We start from the raw sequence: 19156 nt of genomic DNA, 5'->3' as shown, positions 1-19156 counted from the left end.
GCCTGCACCGCCGGCGGGACGAGCCGGGACGACCTCCCGGGGGAGTTCAGTCGAGCAGGTCGTGGAGCACGACGACCTGCTCGCGCTCCGGGCCGACGCCGATGGCCGAGAAGCGGGCGCCGCTCATCGCCTCGAGCGCGCGGACGTAGTCCTGCGCCGCCTGGGGCAGGTCGGCGAACTCGCGGCAGCCCGAGATGTCCTCCTGCCAGCCGGGGAACTCCTCGTAGATCGGCTTCGCGTGGTGGAAGTCGCTCTGCGAGACGGGCACCTCGTCGTGGCGGACGCCGTCGACGTCGTAGGCGACGCAGACCGGGATCGTCTCGAGGCCCGAGAGCACATCGAGCTTGGTGAGGACGAAGTCGGTGACGCCGTTGATGCGCGCCGAGTAGCGGGCGATCGGAGCGTCGTACCAGCCGCAGCGGCGGGGGCGGCCCGTGGTGGTGCCGAACTCGAAGCCCTGCTTGCGGAGGTACTCGCCCCACTCGTCGAAGAGCTCGGTCGGGAAGGGGCCTGCGCCGACGCGGGTCGTGTACGCCTTGATGACGGCGATGACGCGCTCGATGCGGTTGGGGGCGACTCCGGAGCCGGTGGCCGCGCCTCCGGAGGTCGCGTTCGAGGAGGTGACGAACGGGTAGGTGCCGTGGTCGACGTCGAGCATGGTCGCCTGGCCGGCCTCGAACAGCACGGTCTTGCCGGCGTCGAGCGCCTGGGCGAGCACGAGGGAGGTGTCGGCGACCATCGGCCGGAGGCGCTCGGTGTACTGCAGCAGGTCCTCGAGCACCTGCTCGACGAGGATCGCGCGGCGGTTGTAGACCTTCACCAGCAGGTGGTTCTTCTGGTCGAGGGCGCCCTCGACCTTCTGGCGCAGGATGTTCTCGTCGAACAGGTCCTGGATGCGGATGCCGACGCGGTTGATCTTGTCGGCGTACGCCGGGCCGATGCCGCGGCCGGTGGTGCCGATCTGGCGCTTGCCGAGGAAGCGCTCCGTCACCTTGTCGAGGGTGCGGTGGTAGCTCGTGATGACGTGCGCGTTGGCGCTGACGAGCAGCTTCGACACGTCGACCCCGCGGGCGCTGAGCGCCTCGAGCTCGTGGAAGAGCACCTCGATGTCGACGACGACGCCGTTCGCGATGACGGGCACGACTCCGGGGGTCAGGATGCCGGAGGGCAGCAGGTGCAGGGCGTACTTCTCGTCGCCCACCACGACCGTGTGGCCGGCGTTGTTGCCGCCGTTGAACTTGACGACGTAGTCCACGCGGCTGCCGAGGAGGTCGGTCGCGCGTCCCTTGCCCTCGTCGCCCCACTGGGCGCCGATGATGACGATTGCTGGCATGGCGTGTCCTTCGCTGTGGGCGGAGTCGGGGTTCGCCGAGCCTCGGCGGGCCGGCCGGGCATCGGATGCCGCATCCGCGCGGCCAGCCGATCGATTCTAGCGGAGAGGCGGTGAGGGCGGCCGGAGCCCTCCATCGTCGAGCAATGCTCTCGAACCCGAAACGACTCGTTCACACGGAGCGCATAGGTTCGAGAGCGTTCACACTCCACCCATCACGCGAACAGGAATCCGATGCGCTCACTCCGCGCTGCAAGCCTCCTCGCCGTTCTCGCCGTAGGGGCCGCCACCGTCGCCCCCACCGCGACCGCGGCCACCCTCGACGACGGCGTCGAGCTGACCCTGGTGTCGACCACCGACGTCCACGGTCACGTCTACAACTGGGACTACTTCGCGAACGCCCCGTACGAGGGCGAGGACACCCTCGGACTCACGCGCGTCGCGACCGAGGTCGACCGCCTCCGCGCCGAGAAGGGCGACGAGTCGGTCCTCGTCTTCGACAACGGCGACGCCATCCAGGGCACGCCGCTCACCTACTACTACGGACTCGGCGACGGAGCCGCGGGCGTCCTCGCCGACGAGACGACGCATCCGATGGCCACCGCCTTCAACACCATCGGCTACGACGCCCAGGTGGTCGGCAACCACGAGTACAACTACGGGCTCGACATGCTCAGCGCCTACGAGGGCGACCTGGAGGCCCCGCTGCTGGGCGCCAACGTCGTCGAGGTCGCGACCGGCGAGCCCTACCACAAGCCCTACGAGCTGATCGAGCGCGAGATCGACGGCGAGACCGTCACGATCGGCGTCCTCGGGCTCGTCACCCCCGGCGTCCGCGTCTGGGACAAGCAGTACGTCGACGGCGTGCTCGAGTTCCAGGACATGGTCGAGGCAGCGAAGCAGTGGGTCCCGGAGGTGCAGGAGCAGGCCGACGTGGTCGTCGTCCTCGCGCACACCGGCCAGGGCACGGTCGCCGACGCCGACTACGACCCGGCGGACCTCAACGAGGACGTCGTCAACAACATCGCGACGCAGGTGCCCGGCATCGACGTCGTCGTCGCGGGCCACAGCCACCAGGACGTGCCGCAGACGCTCTACACGAACGTCGCCGGTGAGCAGGTGCTCGTGACCCAGCCCTACTACTGGGCGCAGGGGCTCACCGAGGTGACCCTGAACCTGGTGCCCGACACCGCCGGCGACCTGCAGGTCGACTGGTCGGAGGGATCCGCTCCGGTCGCGAAGCCCGTCTACGCGCGCGACATCCCCGAGGAGTCGACCGCCGTGCTCGACGCCCTCGCCGAGCAGCACGCCACGACGATCGACTACGTCAACACTCCGGTCGCCGAGTCGGTGGAGGAGCTCTCGGCCGAGACCTCGCGCTACGAGGACACCCCGATCATCGACTTCATCAACAATGTCCAGGCCGAGACCGTCGACACGGCGCTCGAGGGCACGGAGTGGGCCGACGTCCCGGTGATCTCGCAGGCGTCGCCGTTCTCGCGGACGGCGGTCTTCCCGAAGGGGCAGGTCACGATCCGCGACATCGCCGGTCTGTACATCTACGAGAACACCCTCCGCGGAGTCGAGATGACGGGCGCCCAGGTGCGCGAGTACCTCGAGTTCTCGGCCCTCTACTTCAACCAGGTCGCCCCGGGTGCCGTCTTCGACCCGGCCACGGGCACGAACGCCGTCACGCCGGACCGCCCGACGGGCACCCCGGACTACAACTACGACGCGCTGTCGGGTGTGGACTACGTGATCGACATCTCGCAGCCCGCCGGCTCGCGCATCCGCGATCTCGCGCACCCCGACGGCACGCCGGTCGCCGATGACGACGTCTTCGTGATGGCCGTCAACAACTACCGTCAGAGCGGCGGAGGCGGCTACCCGGCCGTCGCCGAGGCACCGGTCGTCTACGACGAGCTGCAGGAGATCCGCCAGCTGCTCATCGACTGGGCGAGCGCGCGCGGCGTGATCGACAAGGCCGACTTCTACGACGAGAACTGGTCGCTGACGACGGTCGCAGCCGAGGCGCCGGCCGAGCCGGGTGCGCCCGTCACGCCCGTCACGCCGACGGACCAGCCCACGGCCGCTCCGTCGTCGACGGCCACCGCGGTCCCGGTCGCCGGGGGCTCGCACTCCGGCCCGCTCGCGAACACCGGTGTCGAGTCGGGGGCTCTCCTCGGCGGGGCGCTGCTGCTGCTCCTGTCGGGAGCCGCGCTGCTGATCGCGCGACGCCGCCGCACCGCCTAGCGGCCGCGCCTCCGGAGCACCTCCGGCTCGCAGGAACCCGTTCGGCTCGCAGGATCCTCGTGATCCTGCGAGCCGAACGGCGTTTCACGAGCCCGAGCTGCGCGACGACTCGCGCCGACGGCCCTCGACTCGCAGAATCCGGGTCGGCTCGCGGGATCCGGCGGTTCTCACGAGCCGAACGCGGTTCAGCGAGCCGGAGGTGCGTCAGGAGGTGCGACCCGCTCGGTCTCCGTCCGCGTGGGGACGGGGCCGTAGCCGTCGCGCACGACGGTGACGACGGCCGCGGCGACCGCCCACGCGATCAGGGCGGCGATGACGATGAGGAAGACCACGGCGAACTCCTTGAGATCCGAGCGCTCTCTGCGCCGGGATCGACGATCCGCGTAAGACCCCCTGGCGCACATCGGGCGATCGCCCTATCCCCTCGGGACCGCGCCGGAGCAGCGATCGCGGGCTGTCCAGCACCGATCGGAGGGCCCTCCTCCGCCGACCGCACGCGCCGGGACCGCCTCGCCCTCCTCCGACCCCGCACCGCCTCAGCCCCGCGCCCCGCCGACAGCTCCGGGATAGGGCGACCGCCCGATGTCCCGGGCCCTCCCCGCACGCGAGCCTCTCCTCATCGCTTCGACGAGAGGACAGACATGATGCTCAGCGAGTACTCCTTCCCCGCCCTTCTGGAGGATCGGGAGCGCCGCCTCGACCGGGACGCCGAGATCGAGCGGCAGCGCCGGGAGCGCGCACCCCGACGCCCCGCGCGGCGCCTGCCCGTGCTGCTCCGCTTGCTCAGCCGCACCGTGCACGCCCGCGCCTGAGCGTGCGCGGACCGTTCCGGTCGGCGACCCGCGGGAAACCGACACGGTCCCCGCCACGCCCCCGTCCGTGTCGGGCGTCGATGGCAGCATGATGCCCATGCCCCTCCCGCTCGCGCCGTCCGCCCTCGTGGGCCGCGACGACGACCTGGCGGCGCTGCGTCGGGCCTACGAGCGGATGCTCGTCGACGGCACGCGCACCGTCGTGGTGGGTGGCGAGGCGGGCATCGGCAAGAGCCGGCTCGTGGCCGAGTTCGTGCAGCGGCTGCCGCGCGAGGCGCTCGTGCTGCGCGGCCAGTGCGTCGATCTCGACCGGGACGCCCCTCCCTACGCTCCGATCACCGCACCGCTGCGCGAGCTGGCGCGCAGCCTGGGCGCCGACGAGCTCGCCGCGCTGGCGGGTCCTTCGATCGAGGGGCTGCGCATCCTGCTGCCGGAGCTGCCCGCGAGCGGGGAGCCCGCCGCCGCCGCCCCGCCCGTCCTCGAGGCCGTCACGGTCGCGCTCGAGGCCGCGTCGCGCCTCCGCCCGATCGTGCTGGTCGTCGAGGATCTGCACTGGGTCGACCCGGCGACGATCGGGGTCCTGCGCTTCCTGGTGCGCGTCGCGACCGCCGGGCGGATCCTCGTGGTCCTCACCTTCCGGAGCGATCAGCTGCGCCGCGGCGATCCACTGCGGGCCTGGCTCCCCGAGCTCGAGCGGAGCGACCGGGTGCAGCGGCGCGAGCTCTCGCGGCTCGACCGGCACGATGTCGAGGCCATGGTCGCCTCCCTCCGCGGTGCCGCGGTCGCCCCGCGCGACCTCGCCCTCGTGGTCGAGCGCACCGAGGGGGTGCCGTTCTTCGTCGAGGAGTTTGCGCGCGCCGAGGCGTCGACGGTGCCCGACTGCTACCCGGAGTCGCTGCGCGACGTCCTCCTCGCCCGCTACGACGGGCTGAGCGAGCCCACGCAGAAGATCCTGCGCACGCTCTCGGCGGGCGGGACCTGCGTCGAGCACGACCTGATCACCGTGGTCCACGGCGATGCCGAGGCCGTCGAGACGGCCGCGCGCGAGGCGATCGCCGGCGGGGTGCTGGTCGTCGACGGCAGCAGCTACAGCTTCCGGCACGCCCTCGTCCGCGACGCCATCCACGACGAGCTGCTGCCCGGCGAGCGGGTCCGCGCGCACACCTGCTACGCCGACGCGCTCGAGGCCAGGGGCCCGGCCGCCGCCTCCGAGATCTCGTACCACTGGATGGCCGCGCACGACTCCGAGCGGGCCTTCGCCGCCTCGCTCCGCGCCATGGCGCACGCCCGCGCCTCCTTCGCCCACGCCCTCGCCGCGCGCATGGGCGAGCGCGCCCTCGAGCTGTGGGAGCAGGTGCCCGCCGACGCGCACGGGCGCGATCGCGCCGATCTCCTCGGCTCGACCGCCCACCACTTCCGCGACGCGGGCGAGAGCGAGCGGGCGATCGCGCTCGTCGACGAGGCGCTCGCGATCGAGGGGCTCGACGCGCCGCGCCGCGCGACGCTCCTGCGCGACAAGGCGTCCTACCTCGCGAACCTCGGGCAGGTCGGCTCCGTCGCCCTGCTGCGCGAGGCGCTCGCGCTCCTCGGCGGTCCCGCGGAGCCGAGCGTGCTGCGCGCCCGCATCCTCGGCGAGCTCGCCGCGCGGCTGATGCTCGAGGCCGATCTCGACGAGGCCGTCGCCGTCGCCGACCTGGCCGAGGTGGAGGCCGAGTCGGTCGGGTCGCACGGTCGGAGGAGCGTGGCCGTCAACATCCGCGGCACGGCGCTCGTCGAGCTCGGCCGGGTAGAGGAGGGCCTCGCTCAGCTCGAGCTCGCGGGGGCTCTCGCGGGCGATGACGACTCCGCCCGCCTGCGCTACTGGCTCAACCTGTCCGACGCCCTCTCGCTCGTCGGCCGGTTCCGCGAGGCGGTCGCCGCGGCCGAGGAGGGCGCCGAGCACGCCCGGCGCCACGGGGTCTCGCGCACCCTCGGCGCGATGCTGATGGCGAACGCGGCCGACGCCCTCGCCTCGGTCGGAGAGTGGCGCCGCGCCGAGGAGCTCCTCGACCGGGCGCTCGAGCTCGACGCCCCGCTCGGCTTCGCCGCGCACCTGCAGCGCCGGAAGCTCTGGACCGTGCTCTGGCGCGGAGATCCGCAGGAGGCGGCGACCCTGCTCGCGCGGTGGCGGCAGCCCCTCAGTCGCCAGCTGCGCACGGAGCGGCACTCGCTCGTCGGCCTCGCGAAGGTGGCCGGCGCGATCGCGCTCGAGACCGGTGACGTCGGAGCCGCCTGGGCCGAGGTCCGCGACGCGATCGGTCCCGAGCACCGTCCGCTCCCCTCCGCCGATCTCCTCCTGCTCGTGGTCGTGGCCCGCATCGTGGCCACGGCTCGGCGCGAGGGGCTGGCGCTCCTCGACCGCGAGGGCCGCCCCGTCGACGCGGACGCGCGCGTGCGCGCGATCCTCGCCACCGCCTCCGCGTGGCCGACCGCGCCCGCGTTCGTCGCGGTGATCGAGGCCGAGCTCGGCGGCGCCTCCCGGACGGGCGACGACCCCGCGGCGTGGGCTGCCGCCGCCGCGGCCAACGAGGTGCCGACCGCGCTGGTGCACCTGCTGCCCTACTCGCGGCTCCGCCTCGCCGAGGCCCTCGCCGCGGTCGGGCGGCGCGAGGAGGCTGAGCGGGAGGCGCGTGCGGCCTGCGCCGTCGCCGAGAACGCGGGGCTCGGGCTCCTCGTCGACGCGGTGAGCCGGTTCGAGCGCCGGCTCGGCCGTGGCGAGGTCCCGGGAGCGATCGCTCCGCACGGCATCTCCCCGCTCACCGACCGCGAGCGCCAGGTCCTCGCGCTGGTGGCGCAGGGGCTCGGCAACCGCGCGATCGCCGACGAGCTCTTCATCAGCGTGAAGACGGCGAGCGTGCACGTGTCGAACATCCTCCGCAAGCTCGGCGCGGCGACCCGCACCGAGGCGGCCTATCTGGCGCGGGAGTCCGCGGGGAGCTGAGCGCGGAACTGCGGTGCGCCGCTCCGGCTCGTCGGACCCCTCGGCGCGTGGAACCGGCTTCGGCTCGTGGAACACGGTTCGGCTCGTCGAAACCGACGATTTTCGCGAGCCGAACCGGTTTTCACGAGCCGGAGGTGCCCAGACCAGGCCCGGGAACCCTCGCTCGGCTCGTCGAACGAGATTCGGCTCGTCGAATCGGCCGGATCCTGGGAGCCGAACGTCGTTCTGCGAGCCGGAGGTGCCCGGATCGGGCGCTCAGCCCCGGGCTCGGCGCCGCCGCTCCCGCCAGGCCGAGAACGCGCCCGTCGACCAGAGCGCCCACACCACGAGCAGCGGCTGGAAGACCAGCCGGATCGCGCGCGCCGCGTCCGTCTCGAGACCGAAGGCCGGCGTGCGCGTCACCAGCTGCGAGATGTTCCCCGGGAACACCGCGACGAAGAACGCGGCGACCACGACTCCGACGACCACCCGCCACCGCGCCAGGAGCACGAGCGAGAGCCCGAGCGCGATCTCGACCACCCCCGACGCGACGACCACGAAGTCGGGATCGAGCGGCAGCCACGGCGGCACCTGCGCCTGGAAGGACTGCCGGGCGAAGCTCAGGTGACCGACGCCGGCCATCACGAGGACGACGCCCAGGAGGATCCGGGCGATCGTGCGCGGGACGGAGCGGCGTCCGCCTGCGGGGGAGGTGCGGTCGGTCATCGCTCCAGTCTGCGCTCGCGGCGCGCTCCCGACGGCCCGCTCGCGCCCGGACGCGCGGTGCGGCGCCGCCCCGTATCCTCGATACCGCCCCGTCCGCAGACCGCGAATCGAGACCCATGACCACCCTGCCCCGCCTGATGGCCTTCGACCTCGACGACACCCTCGCCGCCTCGAAGTCCCCGATCGACCCCGAGATGGCCGACCTCTTCGTGCGGCTGCTCCGGGCCACCGAGGTCTGCATCATCTCCGGCGGGCAGATCGCGCAGTTCCGGATGCAGGTCCTCGACCGCCTCGGCGACGCCGACCCCGCGGTCCTCGCCAGGCTCCACCTGATGCCGACCTGCGGCACCCAGTACTACCGCTACGACAACGGCGAGTGGAAGCAGATCTACGCCGAGAACCTCACCGACGACGAGAAGGCCCGCGCGCTCGCGGCCGTCGAGGAGAAGGCGAAGGAGCTCGGCTACTGGGAGTCCGAGACCTGGGGCCCGATCCTCGAGGACCGCGACTCCCAGATCACCTTCTCGGCGCTCGGCCAGGCCGCGCCCGTGCCCGTCAAGCAGGCGTGGGACCCGGACGGCGTCAAGAAGAACACCCTGCGCGAGGCCGTCCAGGCCGTGCTGCCCGATCTCGAGGTGCGCTCCGGCGGCTCCACCTCGGTCGACATCACCCGCAAGGGCATCGACAAGGCCTACGGGATGAACAAGCTGACCGAGCTCACCGGCATCCCCCTCGACGAGATGATCTTCGTCGGCGACCGCCTCGACCCCGACGGCAACGACTACCCCGTCAAGGCGATGGGCGTCGAGTGCTTCGCGGTCGAGGGCTGGCACGACACCGCCGCCTACCTCCGCTCCTACGGCATCTGACCCGCCGAGACGGTCGAGACCGCCCGCTCCGGCAGGCCGTCTCGACCGTTTCGCGTATCAGGGCCACGACGCAGGTGACTGCGGGCGGGCACCGCTCTAGCATCGGAGGCATCCACCCGCGGATGCCCACGCGACGTCCGCTCCACCTCGAGCACGACGGAGAAGCGACATGGGCACGATGGACGACATGATGAAGACGATGCCGATGACGGGCAGCGCGACGATGGACATGACGGCGATGCAGGCCTGCATCGACGCGTGCTCGGCCTGCATGCAGGCGTGCACGATGTGCTCCGATGCGATGGCCGGCATGGAGGGCATGGGCCGCTGCGCCTCGATGTGCGCGAGCTGCGCCGACATGTGCACCACCATGATGCGGATGATGATGCGTCCGATGAGCATGGACGCGATGACGATGCGCCCGATGCTCGAGGCGTGCATCGCGATGTGCCGTGCCTGCATGGAGGAGTGCTCGAGTCACGCCGAGATGAGCGAGACCTGCCGCCTCAGCGCGATGGCCTGCGAGGACTGCATGAAGGCCTGCGAGGCGATGCTCGCCTCGATGGCCAGCGCCTGATCGGAATCTGACTCTCAGCGCGCGACGCTGATCAGCTGATCTCCTGCCGCGAGCACTCCGTAGCGCTCGTGCAGCGAGACGGGCGCGCCCGCGGCGAGCGCCGCCTCCGCGTGGTGCCAGACCCGGATCGTCGCACCCGACTCCCAGCCGACGAGGTCGATCCAGCCGTCCTCGTCGACGGAGGCGACCAGCGCATCCGTCCAGCCGCTCGGAGTCGCGCGCGCCAGCCTGAGCTGCAGCGCGCCGAGTCCGTGGCCGGCGCGGTCGTGCACGCACATCCCGCCGCGCTCGCAGGCGGTCTCGACCGTGGTCTGCAGGCGGGTGCGGGTGGACATCGCGGGACCTCTCGTCGGGGGTGTTCGTCGCAGCCACGCTAGGCGCGCGCCTGCGCGGGTGCACCTGCACCCGTCACACGCCGCAATACGCCTCAGCCGTCGTCGTCGAGCGAGCCGCTCGCCGTCCCGTCGAGGGTCAGGCGGAGGCGCTTCGGCAGCTTCGCGACGATGATGGCGTGCGATTCGGTCACCAGCTCGAGGAGCAGGCCCTCGTCGACCCGCCCGCCGCAGTCCACGGTCACCCAGTGCCGCTTGTCGAGGTGGTAGCCGGGCTCGACCCCGTCGACCCCTGCCACCAGATGCACCACGTTCTCGGGCAGCGCCTTCACGCTCACGACGGGCCGGCCGAAGCGCTCCGACTGGAGCGCGAACACCTTGCCGCCGACCTTCCAGACCAGGATCTCCGGACCGAAGGGGTGGCTCGCCTCGGCACCGGGCAGCTCGTTCAGGAGGGTCTCCAGGGGGTCCATCGCCCCATTCTGCTGGCCGCGGCCGATTCCGGAGCGGTCGGTAGACTCGTCGGGTCGTCCGAGCAGCCAGTGGAGCGTCCTCCGCTTTCGGCCGGCCAGGAATCGGACCCGACGATGTCAGACCCCCAGGCTCCTCCGCGCACAGCTCGCAGCACCTCTCCCGGCCGCCCCTCGGCTCTGCGTCGGGCGACCGGTCGCTACGCGCAGGCGTTCGCGATCCCCGGCTCGCTCGCGTTCTCCTCCTCCGGCTGGATCGGCCGGTTCCCCAAGGGCAGCCTCGCGATCGGCGTGCTGGTCATGGTGACGAACGTCTCGGGCAGCTACGCCCTGGGCGGCGCCGTCTCGGGCACGCTGACGCTCTCGCTCGCGGCGGCCGGCCCGCTCTGGTCGAGGGTGATGGACCGCTGGGGCCAGCGCCGTGCGCTCGCCCTGTCGCTCCCGCTGCTGGTCGCCGCCTCCCTCGGACTCGTCGCCGCCGTGCTGCTCGGCGCGCCGGTCTGGACCTGGTTCGCGCTCGCCGTCGTCGCCGGCGTCTCGGTCATCGACATCGGCTCCGCCGTCCGCTCGCGCTGGAGCGCCGCGACCTCCGACCCGGGCCTTCGCCACACGGCCTACTCGGTCGAGTCCGTCGCCGACGAGGCGGCCTTCGTCGTCGCGCCGCCGGTCGTGACCCTGCTCGCCACCCTGGTGCACCCGGCCGCCGGCGTCGTCGTCGGCCTCGGCATCGGGGTCGTCGGAGGCGTCGCGCTGCTCGCACAGGTCGGCACGCAGCCGCCGCTCGCGACCGCGCCCGCCAATCGCACGCGGGAACGGGTCCGCCTCCCCCTCGCGCTGGCCGGCATCGTCGCGGTGTTCGCCGCGATCGGCGGCGTGTTCGGCTCGTTCAACGTCGCCGCGATCGCGACGGCGGAGGCGGCGGGCGCCGAGGCCGCGTCGGGCCTCCTGCTGTCGGCCTACAGCATCGGCAGCGTGCTGACCGGTGTCGTCGTCGGAGCCGCGCACCTGCCCGGCACCCCGCGCTCCCGCTTCATCGTCGCGGGCCTCGTCTTCGGAGTCGTCGTCCCGGTCCTGCTGCTGGCCGGCTCGCTGCCCGTCCTCGCCGTCCTGGCCTTCGTCGCGGGCCTCGCGACGTCGCCGCTCCTCATCACCGGTTCGAGCCTCGTCGAGACGATCTCGCCGCGCCGCCGCCTGACCGAGGCTCTCGCCTGGCCCCCCACCGGCCTCGCCCTCGGCGTCACCGCCGGTTCCGCCCTGAGCGGCCTCGCCGTCGAGTCCGCCGGCCCCCAGTCCGGCTTCACCGTCACCGCCTCCGCCGCCGCCCTCGGCGCCCTCCTGGCCCTCGCGACCGCCCTCGCCCTGCGCACTCGTCCCCTCTCAACCGCAGGCTGACCCCCTTCGCCCGCACAACAAAGGCTGAGCCGCCCGATCCCCCCGATTCCCGGAGGTTCCGCCGCCTCAGCCTCAGTCGTGCGGCCAGAACCCGCCCGACGCCGACGCCGCACCCCACACCCGCTCGCGCCGAAGGCGCGGCCCTCCGACACCAGCTCGCGCCGAAGGCGCGACCCTCTGACGCTTGCTCGCGCCCAAGGCGCGGCCCTCTGACACCAGCTCGCGCTGAAAGCGCGGCCCTCTGACACCAGCTCGCGCTGAAAGCGCGGCTCGCTCACACCAGCTCGCGCTGAAAGCGCGGCCCTCTGACACCGGCTCGCGCTGAAAGCGCGGCTGCTGACCGCTCGTGCCGAAGGCACGGCCCCTTCACCCCTGCAGGAGTGCTGATTAGCCTCCGGTTGCGGTGATCGCAAGGCGGAGGAGGAAGTCGTAGCGGAGCTACGACGCCCGACGACAACGCCGCGAGCGCCGTGACCGGAGGCTAATCAGCCCCGAGGATGACTATGGCGGCGGTGGGGGGAAGCGCATCCTCGTGGTACCGCTCGATCTCGGGGATCGCGCGGGGGTCGGCCTGGTCGAGGAAGCCGGTGAGGCGGTCGACCTCGTCGGTCTCGCCGATCGATTCGGCGGCACGGCGGAGGGCGTAGAGGGCGAGGAGGAATCCGCGGTTGGGTCCGTGGCGCCAGGGGATCGGGCCCTGGCCCCGCCAGCCGGCGGTGCGGAGCAGGTCGAGGCCGCGGTGGTAGCCGACGCGCGCGTAGGCGTAGGACGGCAGCGCGGCGTCGATGCCCCAGACGCTGTCGGCGAGCAGTGCCCAGGCGAGGGGGGAGCGCGGGTGGGCCGCGGCGAGCGCGGCGAACTCGACGGCTCCGGGGCTCGCGTGCTTGGCGAGCGCCGCGGTCACCGCGGGCTCGTCCGGGAGGAGGGTCGGTTCGGGGCCCAGCAGGTTCTCGCCACTCATGCCCCCAGGCTATCCCGCTCCTCCTGTGCCGTCCCGGGGAGCCGCCGGGAGGGGTCGAGGTGAGCGGGCGCGGATAGCATCGATCCCATGGCGACTGATCGCAAGGATGTCGAGTGCTGGCTCACCGACATGGACGGCGTGCTGGTGCACGAGAACAAGGCGCTCCCCGGTGCGCCCGAGCTGATCCAGGAGTGGACGGAGTCGGGAGTCCCGTTCCTGGTGCTCACCAACAACTCGATCTTCACTCCGCGTGATCTCGCGGCGCGGCTGCGGGCGTCGGGGCTGCACGTCCCGGAGGAGCGGATCTGGACGAGCGCGCTCGCGACGGCCGACTTCTGCGCGTCGCAGATCCCGGGCGGCAGCGCCTTCGTCATCGGCGAGGCGGGCATCACGACGGCTCTGCACGAGGCCGGCTTCATCATGACCGAGACGGCGCCCGACTACGTCGTCGTCGGCGAGACCCGCAACTACAGCTTCGAGGCGATCACGAAGGCGATCCGCCTCATCGTCAACGGCGCTCGCTTCATCGTGACGAACCCGGATGCGACCGGTCCGAGCGCCGAGGGCGTGATGCCCGCGACCGGGGCGATCGCCGCGCTGATCACCAAGGCGACGGGCAAGGATCCGTACGTCGTCGGCAAGCCGAACCCGATGATGTTCCGCTCCGCGATGAACAAGATCGGCGCGCACAGCGAGAACACCGGCATGATCGGCGACCGGATGGACACCGACATCATCGCGGGCATCGAGGCCGGCCTGCACACGGTCCTGGTGCTGACGGGCATCAGCGATCGCGCCGAGATGGAGCGCTACCCGTTCCGCCCCGACGAGGTGCTCAGCGGTGTGCACGAGATGCTCTCGGCGGAGCCGCTCGAGTCGGAGTTCCCGCCGGACGAGGTCGTCTGAGCCCACCTGCTGAAAGCCGGTGAGGGAACCCCGGACCGTCGAGGCCGCCTCGGAGAGCGGGCTCCCTCGACGGGCCGGGGTTCCCCCGGCGTCGGGGCCCCCTGGGGTCAGGGCGCGAAGCGGACGTGCTGCAGCACCCAGGCGTGCATGGCGACGGCGGCCGCGGCCGACGCGTTGATCGAGCGGGTCGAGCCGAACTGCGAGATCTCGAGGACGGCGTCGGACGCGGCGAGCGCCTCCGGCGACAGCCCCGGCCCCTCCTGGCCGAACAGCAGCAGGCACCGCTCGGGCAGCGCGTAGGTCTCGAGGGGCACGCACCCCGGGACGTTGTCGATCGCGATCAGCGGCACCGCCGCCTCCGCCGCCCACTGCGCGAGCTCGGCCACCGTCTCGTGGTGCTGCACGTGCTGGTAGCGGTCGGTCACCATGGCACCGCGCTTGTTCCAGCGGCGGCGGCCGACGATGTGCACGCTCTCGGCCCCGAACGCGTTGGCGCTGCGGACGATCGAGCCGATGTTCATGTCGTGCTGCCAGTTCTCGATGGCCACGTGGAACGGGTGCCGGGTGCGGTCGAGCTCGGCGACGATCGCCTCCATCCGCCAGTAGCGGAAGCGGTCGACGACGTTGCGCGAGTCGCCGTTCGCGAGCAGCTCGGGGTCGAGCCGCTCGTCGCTCGGCCACTCGCCGCGCCAGGGGCCGACGCCGTTCGTCGTCGCCTCGACGGAGGCGGAGGGCCCGGCGGCCTCGATCGGTGCGCTGTCCTCGTCCACGAACGGCAACCCTACAAGCCGTGCGGCACGGGGCCGCCCGGTCAGGGGCTGCGCGATCAGGCGGAGGGGGTCCCGTCGAGCGTTCCGATGAGCTCGCCGCCGCCGGCGCGATCGACGAAGCAGTAGTAGCTGCGCTCTCCGGCGTCCCACTGCTCCTGGGTGACGGGGAAGGCGCCCGACACCTGGACGTCGCCGTACGCCTCGGCGCCGGTCACGTCGACCACTCCCTCGGCCTGGCAGATCGAGGCGACCGAGACGGCGAGTCCCTCCTGCCCGGGGAAGGCGGCGTCGGTCAGCTGCCCGGTGTCGACCATCTCGGCCGAGTGGGCCGCGGTGCAGTCGACGACGGTGAACTCCTCGGCCCAGACCGAGTCGAAGGGCTGCAGGCACTCGCCGCCGAGGAGGGCGTTCCACGACCAAGTGCCCGCCGGCAGGGGCCCGACGGTCGGGAGCTCGGCAGTCGGAGCGGCAGAAGGCTCGGCCGCGGGGGTCTCGGAGGCGGGATCGGTCGCGGCGGAGACGGGCGCCGCGGCTCCGTCGGAGCGCTCGCCGGCCGAGCCGACGGCGATGCCCAGGGCGACCAGCGCGGCGAGGACGATGATCACGCCGACCGCGATCAGGCCGATCAGGAGGCGGCGGCGGCCCGCCGCGCGCTCGGGCGACAGGGACGAGATGCTCGCCGCGGGGGCGGTGCGCGGAGGACGCGGCTCCTTCACGGCACGCGGCGCCTTCGGGGCGCGCGGCTCCTTCGGGGGGCGAGGCTCCTTCGCGGCGCGAGGCCCCTTCGCGGGGCGCGGCTCACGGGGGGTGCGCGGCTCCGTCGGGGCGATCGGCTCCTTCGGGGTGCGCGTCCTGTCGGAGCGCAGTCCCCAGCTCCGCGGCTCCTTCGCGCCGGACGCGTTCACGTGATCGGAGGCGGGCGCCGTGCGGAAGGGCGCGTCCGACGACGTCGGGGCGGCGTCGGGCTCCGAGGCGGCGGCCCCGTCGGCGCGCTGCTCGTCGTCCTCGGCGGTCGGCTCGAGGTTCCAGGCGTAGGCGCCGGCGGTCTCGCGCCAGAGCTCCTCGTCTCCGCCGTCGTCGTCGGGCTCCTCACGGGGAGCGACGACCTCCTCCCAGACGGGAGGCGCGTCCCAGCCGCCGCGAGGGTCGGGCCAGTGGTAGACGGCGTCGGAGGCGACGGCGTCCGACTCCGCCGGATCGCGCGGTGCGGGCGGAGTGGCGCCCTGCGGGCGGTCGTCGCGTCGGCGCGCCTCGGCCCGGAGGCGCGGGGGTGCGGTCGGCAGGTCGCGCGGCGGCTCGGCGACGGGCAGCGGCTGCGCGGGAGGTGCGGAGGTGGGGGCCTGCTGGTCTCGGCGCGCATCGGGGCGCGCAGACGGCACCGCGGGCGACTGCTCGTCGGGAGCCGACGGGGAGCGCTCCTCGGCCTGCGGCGGCGTCGTCGGCTCGGAGACCACGGGCTCAGGCGTGACCGGCCCGGGCGCCACCGGCTCGGGAGCCGTGGGCTCAGGAGCCGCGGGCTCGGGAGCCGTGGGCTCAGGTGCGACGGGTTCGGGCGCCACCGGCTCGGGCTCGATCGGGGCCCGCTCCGCCGGTGTCCACTCCGAACGGCCGTCGGTGGTCGAGCTCTCCGGCCGCGGCGCGGAAGCGCCGGCGACGGGCGCCGCTGCGGAGTCGTCGGTGGCAGGGACCACGGGCGCGGCGGCCGCGGGTGCCTCGTCGGCGGAGTCGGCATCCGCGGCGTGCGGCGCGGCCTGCGGAGGATCGACACGGAGCGGCTCGGCCGGCCAGACGGCGGAGGCGACGGGCCGCGCTCCGGTCGCGGCGGGCGCCTCCTCGGCGGGGCCGTCGGCATCGCTCGGAGCGGCTCCCTCGCCGTCCACGGTCACCTCGGCGCTCGGCTCGGACGCCTCGGTCCGTGAGACCTCCGAGGTCGCGCTCGACGAGCCATCGGACCCCGGCGCCACCGAGCTCTCGTCGCCCGAGTCGTCGGCGGGCGGGCTGATCGGCTGGGTCGGCCGCTGTCGGGGTGCGTCGAAGATGCTCTTCAGACGCCCGTCGCTCAGCTGCTGCAGGAGCCAGTCGCTCCCGCCCGTCGGGCGCTCGGAGTCCTTCGGGCGGTCCGCTCTCCCCGACTCGTCGCCCTCGCGACCGCGCTCGTCGACCATCAGCTCAGGCCGAGGTCGGCCAGCCCGATCGCGGCGAAGTAGGGGTAGCCGGCGCCCTCGATGATCTCGCGCGCTCCGGTCGCGCGGTCGACGACGACCGCGACTCCGGCGATCTCGGCGCCGACCTTCAGGAGCGCCTCGATGGCGGCGAGCGGCGAGCCGCCGGTGGTGGAGGTGTCCTCGACGACCACGACGCGCTTGCCCGCGAGGTCGGGGCCCTCGACCTGGCGGCCGCGGCCGTGGTCCTTCGGCTCCTTGCGCACGACGAAGGCGTCGTACGAGAGGCCGCGCGCGACTCCCTGGTGCAGGATCGCGGAGGCGATCGGGTCGGCGCCCATGGTGAGGCCGCCGACGGCGTCGACGCGCTCGATCGGCGCGATGAGGTCGAGCATGACCTGGCCGATCAGCGGAGCGACCCGGTGGTCGAGGCTGACGCGCCGCAGATCGACGTAGTAGCTCGCCTTCTTGCCGCTCGTGAGGGTGAAGTCCCCGTGGAAGACGGCGTCGGAGCCGATGTACTCGATGAGCTTCTGGCGTGCGTCGTTCACGCGTCCACTCTAGGGTGCGTTCCCCCCGCCGCCCGGGAGGGCGGCCGCTGCCTTCTCGGCGCCGCCCGGGAGCCCCGCCGCTGCAGCCGGAGCGCCGGCCTCGTCGCCTCCGCCGCGGAACTGCGTCATGTAGAGGTCGTAGTAGGCGCCCCGGCGCTCGAGCAGCGCCTCGTGCGCGCCCTGCTCGACGATGCGGCCCGACTCCATCACGAGGATCGTGTCGGCGTCGCGGATCGTCGAGAGGCGGTGCGCGATGACGAACGAGGTGCGGTCGGTGCGCAGGGCGTTCATCGCGTGCTGGACGAGCAGCTCGGTGCGGGTGTCGACCGACGAGGTCGCCTCGTCGAGGATCAGCAGCGACGGGTTGGCCAGGAAGGCGCGGGCGATCGTGATCAGCTGGCGCTCTCCGGCCGACACGCTGCCGCCGTCGGCGTCGAGGACGGTGTCGTAGCCCTCGGGCAGCTGCTGCACGAAGCGGTCGACCATCGTGGCGCGCGCGGCGTCGGCGATCTCGTCGTCGGTGGCGTCGAGGCGGCCGTAGCGGATGTTCTCGCGGATCGTGCCCTGGAAGAGCCAGGCGTCCTGCAGCACCATGCCCACGCGCGAGCGCAGGTCGCCGCGGGCGAGCCGCGTGATGTCCACTCCGTCGAGGAGGATGCGGCCGCCGGTGAGCTCGTAGAAGCGCATCACCAGGTTGACCAGCGTGGTCTTGCCGGCGCCCGTCGGGCCGACGATCGCGACCGTCTGCCCGGGCTGCGCCGAGAAGGTGAGGCCCTCGATGAGGGGCTGCTCGGGGTCGTACGAGAACGAGACGTCCTCGAACTCCACGTGGCCGTCGGTGCGCTCGGGCAGCGACTCCGTGGCGGTCTCGGGGTCCTGCTCGTCGGCGTCGAGCAGCTCGAAGGTGCGCTCGGCCGAGGCCACGCCCGACTGCAGCATGTTGGCCATGCTGGCGAGCTGGGTGACGGGCTGGGTGAACTCGCGGGAGTACTGGATGAAGGCGGTCGCATCGCCGAGCGTCAGCTGGCCGGAGGCGACGCGCAGGCCGCCGACGACCGCGATCAGCACGTAGGAGAGGTAGGACACGAAGGTCATCGCGGGCATGATCATGCCCGAGACGAACTGCGCGCCGAACGAGGCGCTGTAGAGGCTGTCGTTGCGGCGGTCGAACTCCTCGAGCATCTCGCGGTCGCGGCCGAAGGCGCGGACGATCTCGAGGCCCGAGAAGGTCTCCTCGATGTGGCCGTTGAGCGCTCCGGTGTTCTTCCACTGCGCCGCGAAGAGCTTCTGCGAGCGGGCGCCGATGACGCCGGCGATGACACCCGAGAGCGGGATCGAGATCAGCGCGATCAGCGCGAGCTGCCACGAGACGATGAACATCATCGCCGCGATGCCGATGATGGTGAGGACGGACTGCACGAGCTGCGAGAACGCCTGCTGCAGGGCGGTCTGGATGTTGTCGACGTCGTTGGTGACGCGCGACATCACGTCGCCGCGCTGGCGGGTGTCGAAGTAGCGCAGCGGGAGCCGGTTGAGCTTGGCCTCGATGTCCTGGCGGAGCCCGTAGACGACGCGCATCACCAGCCCGTTGAGGATGAACCCCTGCGCCCACATCAGCACGGAGGCCACGACGTACATCAGCAGCACGATGATGATCAGGCGCCCGAGTACGACGAAGTCGATGCCCTGACCGGGGACGATGTCGGTCTTGGAGAGCATGTCGGCGAAGGTGCCGTTGCCCGACGCCCTCTGCTGCTCGATGATCTGCTCGAGCGGGACTCCGGCGGGGAGCTGCGCGCCGATGACGCCGTTGAAGATGGTGTCCATCGCCTGCCCGAGGATCTTCGGGGCGATGACGGTGAGGACGACCGAGGCCGACACCAGGGCGACCACGACGATCATCCGCGCCCGCTCGGGGCCGAGGAGGCTGAAGAGCCGCTTGGCGGACGGCCAGAAGTGCTGGGCCTTGCGGGCGGGCGGGCCGTCGCCGAACATCCCGCCGTCACCCTCGCCGGGCTCGAACTCGGGCTCGAGGGACTCCTGCTCGGCGGGCTTCTCGTCGACGGTGTCGCGTACGCGTGCCATC

The 19156-nt window shown here is 72.7% G+C and carries 17 protein-coding genes; 7 read left to right on the top strand and 10 right to left on the bottom strand.

Features of this window, described 5'->3' with window-relative positions; all coding sequences use genetic code 11:
- Window positions 1–46 precede the first annotated feature (46 nt).
- Window positions 47–1333, bottom strand: coding sequence for an adenylosuccinate synthase (locus GRS96_RS03685; protein ID WP_159855753.1), 1287 nt, complete (start codon window positions 1331–1333; stop codon window positions 47–49).
- A 231-nt stretch (window positions 1334–1564) separates the two neighbouring features.
- Between GRS96_RS03685 and GRS96_RS03680 the strand changes: the two genes are divergently transcribed.
- Window positions 1565–3583 (top strand): bifunctional metallophosphatase/5'-nucleotidase, encoded by a 2019-nt coding sequence (locus GRS96_RS03680; protein WP_159987751.1) that lies wholly within the window; start codon window positions 1565–1567, stop codon window positions 3581–3583.
- A 185-nt stretch (window positions 3584–3768) separates the two neighbouring features.
- On the opposite strand, the gene GRS96_RS20445 is transcribed toward GRS96_RS03680, so the two are convergent.
- Window positions 3769–3915, bottom strand: coding sequence for a hypothetical protein (locus GRS96_RS20445; RefSeq protein WP_204162027.1), 147 nt, complete (start codon window positions 3913–3915; stop codon window positions 3769–3771).
- Between the two features lie 309 nt (window positions 3916–4224).
- On the opposite strand from GRS96_RS20445, the gene GRS96_RS03675 reads away from it, so the two are divergent.
- On the top strand, window positions 4225–4395 hold the full coding sequence (locus GRS96_RS03675) for a hypothetical protein (RefSeq protein WP_159987750.1): 171 nt from the start codon (window positions 4225–4227) through the stop codon (window positions 4393–4395).
- Between the two features lie 97 nt (window positions 4396–4492).
- Complete coding sequence (locus GRS96_RS03670) at window positions 4493–7375, top strand: helix-turn-helix transcriptional regulator (RefSeq protein WP_159987749.1); 2883 nt, start codon at window positions 4493–4495, stop codon at window positions 7373–7375.
- A gap of 255 nt (window positions 7376–7630) precedes the next feature.
- Here the strand turns inward: GRS96_RS03670 and GRS96_RS03665 are convergent, their stop codons facing one another.
- A complete protein-coding gene (locus GRS96_RS03665) occupies window positions 7631–8080 on the bottom strand; it encodes a DoxX family protein (RefSeq protein ID WP_159987748.1) in 450 nt (149 codons plus the stop codon).
- Window positions 8081–8196: 116 nt separating this feature from the next.
- Between GRS96_RS03665 and GRS96_RS03660 the strand changes: the two genes are divergently transcribed.
- Window positions 8197–8949, top strand: a complete 753-nt coding sequence (locus tag GRS96_RS03660; RefSeq protein ID WP_159855763.1) for an HAD-IIB family hydrolase — start codon at window positions 8197–8199, stop codon at window positions 8947–8949.
- Window positions 8950–9118: 169 nt separating this feature from the next.
- Window positions 9119–9526, top strand: a complete 408-nt coding sequence (locus GRS96_RS03655; RefSeq protein ID WP_159987747.1) for a four-helix bundle copper-binding protein — start codon at window positions 9119–9121, stop codon at window positions 9524–9526.
- Between the two features lie 14 nt (window positions 9527–9540).
- Here GRS96_RS03655 and GRS96_RS03650 read toward each other — a convergent pair whose 3' ends face one another.
- Together GRS96_RS03650 and GRS96_RS03645 are read right to left on the bottom strand one after the other, a co-directional pair.
- Window positions 9541–9861: a hypothetical protein gene (locus GRS96_RS03650; RefSeq protein WP_236553552.1), complete on the bottom strand. Its 321-nt coding sequence runs from the start codon at window positions 9859–9861 to the stop codon at window positions 9541–9543.
- 92 nt (window positions 9862–9953) lie between these two features.
- Window positions 9954–10331: an MmcQ/YjbR family DNA-binding protein gene (locus GRS96_RS03645; protein ID WP_159855767.1), complete on the bottom strand. Its 378-nt coding sequence runs from the start codon at window positions 10329–10331 to the stop codon at window positions 9954–9956.
- A 114-nt stretch (window positions 10332–10445) separates the two neighbouring features.
- Between GRS96_RS03645 and GRS96_RS03640 the strand changes: the two genes are divergently transcribed.
- On the top strand, window positions 10446–11720 hold the full coding sequence (locus tag GRS96_RS03640) for an MFS transporter (RefSeq protein ID WP_159987746.1): 1275 nt from the start codon (window positions 10446–10448) through the stop codon (window positions 11718–11720).
- 481 nt (window positions 11721–12201) lie between these two features.
- Here the strand turns inward: GRS96_RS03640 and GRS96_RS03635 are convergent, their stop codons facing one another.
- Window positions 12202–12681 carry a DUF3151 domain-containing protein gene (locus GRS96_RS03635; protein ID WP_159855771.1) on the bottom strand — a complete coding sequence of 160 codons (480 nt, stop codon included), beginning with the start codon at window positions 12679–12681 and terminating at the stop codon, window positions 12202–12204.
- 87 nt (window positions 12682–12768) lie between these two features.
- Here GRS96_RS03635 and GRS96_RS03630 point away from each other — a divergent pair, with 87 nt between their 5' ends.
- A complete protein-coding gene (locus GRS96_RS03630) occupies window positions 12769–13587 on the top strand; it encodes an HAD-IIA family hydrolase (RefSeq protein ID WP_159855773.1) in 819 nt (272 codons plus the stop codon).
- A gap of 107 nt (window positions 13588–13694) precedes the next feature.
- Here GRS96_RS03630 and GRS96_RS03625 read toward each other — a convergent pair whose 3' ends face one another.
- From GRS96_RS03625 to GRS96_RS03610, 4 genes are read right to left on the bottom strand one after another with little or no spacing between them, the layout of a single operon-like run.
- Window positions 13695–14357, bottom strand: a complete 663-nt coding sequence (locus GRS96_RS03625) for a TrmH family RNA methyltransferase (protein WP_159987745.1) — start codon at window positions 14355–14357, stop codon at window positions 13695–13697.
- Between the two features lie 56 nt (window positions 14358–14413).
- Entirely contained in the window at window positions 14414–16522 is a 2109-nt protein-coding gene (locus GRS96_RS03620; RefSeq protein WP_159987744.1) for a septum formation family protein, read from the bottom strand.
- Window positions 16522–17070 carry an orotate phosphoribosyltransferase gene (pyrE, locus tag GRS96_RS03615; protein WP_159855777.1) on the bottom strand — a complete coding sequence of 183 codons (549 nt, stop codon included), beginning with the start codon at window positions 17068–17070 and terminating at the stop codon, window positions 16522–16524. Before pyrE ends, GRS96_RS03620 begins: the two co-directional genes overlap by 1 nt.
- Before the next feature lie 9 nt (window positions 17071–17079).
- Window positions 17080–19155, bottom strand: coding sequence for an ABC transporter ATP-binding protein (locus GRS96_RS03610; RefSeq protein ID WP_159855779.1), 2076 nt, complete (start codon window positions 19153–19155; stop codon window positions 17080–17082).
- Window position 19156: the final 1 nt, after the last annotated feature.

Origin of the sequence: Rathayibacter sp. VKM Ac-2803, from assembly GCF_009807175.1 — a bacterium.
GTDB lineage: Bacteria > Actinomycetota > Actinomycetes > Actinomycetales > Microbacteriaceae > Rathayibacter.
The sequence above is the reverse complement of the archived record's forward strand: the minus strand, read 5'-3'. Positions and strand labels throughout refer to the sequence as shown.

Excerpts from the sequence above, each read along its gene's own strand:
- GRS96_RS03655 (WP_159987747.1), top strand. The coding sequence starts at position 9,119 with ATGGGCACGATGGACGACATGATGAAGACGATGCCGATGACGGGCAGC.
- GRS96_RS03670 (WP_159987749.1), top strand. The coding sequence starts at position 4,493 with ATGCCCCTCCCGCTCGCGCCGTCCGCCCTCGTGGGCCGCGACGACGAC.
- GRS96_RS03675 (WP_159987750.1), top strand. The coding sequence starts at position 4,225 with ATGATGCTCAGCGAGTACTCCTTCCCCGCCCTTCTGGAGGATCGGGAG.
- GRS96_RS03645 (WP_159855767.1), bottom strand. The coding sequence starts at position 10,331 with ATGGACCCCCTGGAGACCCTCCTGAACGAGCTGCCCGGTGCCGAGGCG.
- GRS96_RS03680 (WP_159987751.1), top strand. The coding sequence starts at position 1,565 with ATGCGCTCACTCCGCGCTGCAAGCCTCCTCGCCGTTCTCGCCGTAGGG.
- GRS96_RS03660 (WP_159855763.1), top strand. The coding sequence starts at position 8,197 with ATGACCACCCTGCCCCGCCTGATGGCCTTCGACCTCGACGACACCCTC.
- GRS96_RS03630 (WP_159855773.1), top strand. The coding sequence starts at position 12,769 with ATGGCGACTGATCGCAAGGATGTCGAGTGCTGGCTCACCGACATGGAC.
- GRS96_RS03665 (WP_159987748.1), bottom strand. The coding sequence starts at position 8,080 with ATGACCGACCGCACCTCCCCCGCAGGCGGACGCCGCTCCGTCCCGCGC.
- GRS96_RS03685 (WP_159855753.1), bottom strand. The coding sequence starts at position 1,333 with ATGCCAGCAATCGTCATCATCGGCGCCCAGTGGGGCGACGAGGGCAAG.
- GRS96_RS03650 (WP_236553552.1), bottom strand. The coding sequence starts at position 9,861 with ATGTCCACCCGCACCCGCCTGCAGACCACGGTCGAGACCGCCTGCGAG.
- GRS96_RS03640 (WP_159987746.1), top strand. The coding sequence starts at position 10,446 with ATGTCAGACCCCCAGGCTCCTCCGCGCACAGCTCGCAGCACCTCTCCC.
- GRS96_RS03610 (WP_159855779.1), bottom strand. The coding sequence starts at position 19,155 with ATGGCACGCGTACGCGACACCGTCGACGAGAAGCCCGCCGAGCAGGAG.
- GRS96_RS03620 (WP_159987744.1), bottom strand. The coding sequence starts at position 16,522 with ATGGTCGACGAGCGCGGTCGCGAGGGCGACGAGTCGGGGAGAGCGGAC.
- GRS96_RS03635 (WP_159855771.1), bottom strand. The coding sequence starts at position 12,681 with ATGAGTGGCGAGAACCTGCTGGGCCCCGAACCGACCCTCCTCCCGGAC.